Below are 1,528 nucleotides of genomic sequence, written 5' to 3' on the forward strand. Positions count from 1 at the left end.
AATTTTATTAGCGCATCAGCCAAAATTTGCCCTTGAGGTGAGAGAAGAACATCAAGTGGATTTAATTTTGAGCGGACACACGCACGGAGGACAAATTTTCCCCTTTCAATTCCTTGTAAAGCTAGACCAACCTTATTTAGCAGGTTGGTATCAGCACAGCCTAACAACGCAGATTTACGTTAATCGTGGCACGGGATTTTGGGGACCTCCTATGCGCATTTTAGCGCGTGCAGAGATAACTTATTTTGAATTTATTGCAGCTTCAAAAGACTAAAAGCAAATTTCAAAGAAAAGAAAGTATAATTTCGTATTTAAAATTTGGAAATCTATGAAAAACAAGAATCACTTAGTATTTTTATTGTTGTTTATAGCAAATTCTTTTTTTGGATTAGAGTTTTATATCAATAGCGGTAGAGAAGAGAATAGAAACTTTGCTGTTTTAAACCTAATAGACAATGTTCCGTTTGCTTGTGTGGAATCCTATGATAGAGCGTCTGAAGTCAGTGAGATTATTTGCGGATTTGATTCCCCTTTATTATCGCGTTTTCAACGCAGTGAGACTTTATTTTTTTCTATCGTGCCAGAAAGTCTTGAGGATAATACGCAGAGATTCTTTTTGAAAATCAAACCAAAAAATGGCAAAAAAATTAAACTTTATAATACAGAATTTAGCCTTATCTCTAATCAGCCTATCCCGCAAGAACACAACGAAAAATCCAAACGTTGGCAAATTTTAGGTTATGAAAATAAGATTCCATTTTTAAACGACCAGCCAAGCAATGGATTGAATTTTCCTATTTTCTTTGAGGAACATTTACCGAGAGTGGGGGCATTAGATGTGCAAATGCGCCCAATGAATAATGAAGTTGGAGCGGACAAGGATTCTTTCTTGCACATACAATCCTTAATTGCTGAAGAATCCTATACTGAAGCTTTGAATGCAATAGAAGAAATGCTTGCTCTTTATCCTGATACAATCTTTAAACGTGATATTTTATATTTTAAAATTGCTGCATTGGATAGCTTGGGTAAAGAGGAAGATTACGAAGATACAATGATACTAGCTAAAGCTTGGCTAGAAGCTTATCCAACAGATGTTCATGTGCCACAAATCTTATTTATATTGGCAAAAACTTATGCTAAAATGAACTTTTTTGAAGAGGCAAAATACTATTATGATAGGCTTTTTAGTGAGTATAAGGGTGATAAATACGAGCTTCTTGCGCGACTTGATTATGGAGAGAATCTTTATATTAGGGGGGACCGCAAAGTTGTTTTAAATATGTATGAATCTACTTTAAATGAAACGACAGATTTAGAAATCGCTTCTTTAGCATCTATTTTGCTTGGGGATTATTATCGCAAAGCAGAAAACAAAACAGAGGCACAAAGGCATCTTAAAAGTGTCCTAGACGCGAATCCAAAATATTTTCTTAAAGACATTCCAAAGTATTATAATTTGTTACAAGGTTGGGCAGAAGTTGGAATTGTAGATGTGCCTTCGCAAGTGGCAGAAGTAATGTTTGAG

The 1,528-nt window shown here is 35.0% G+C and carries 2 pseudogenes; both read left to right on the top strand.

Features of this window, described 5'->3' with window-relative positions:
* Nucleotides 1-274 (top strand): annotated as a pseudogene (locus Q1553_RS00150) (metallophosphoesterase); the annotation flags it as partial.
* 54 nt (nucleotides 275-328) lie between these two features.
* Nucleotides 329-1,528, top strand: a pseudogene (locus tag Q1553_RS00155) (flagellar functional protein); the annotation flags it as partial.

Origin of the sequence: Helicobacter sp. UBA3407 (assembly GCF_949747025.1) — a bacterium.
GTDB lineage: Bacteria > Campylobacterota > Campylobacteria > Campylobacterales > Helicobacteraceae > Helicobacter_D > Helicobacter_D ganmani.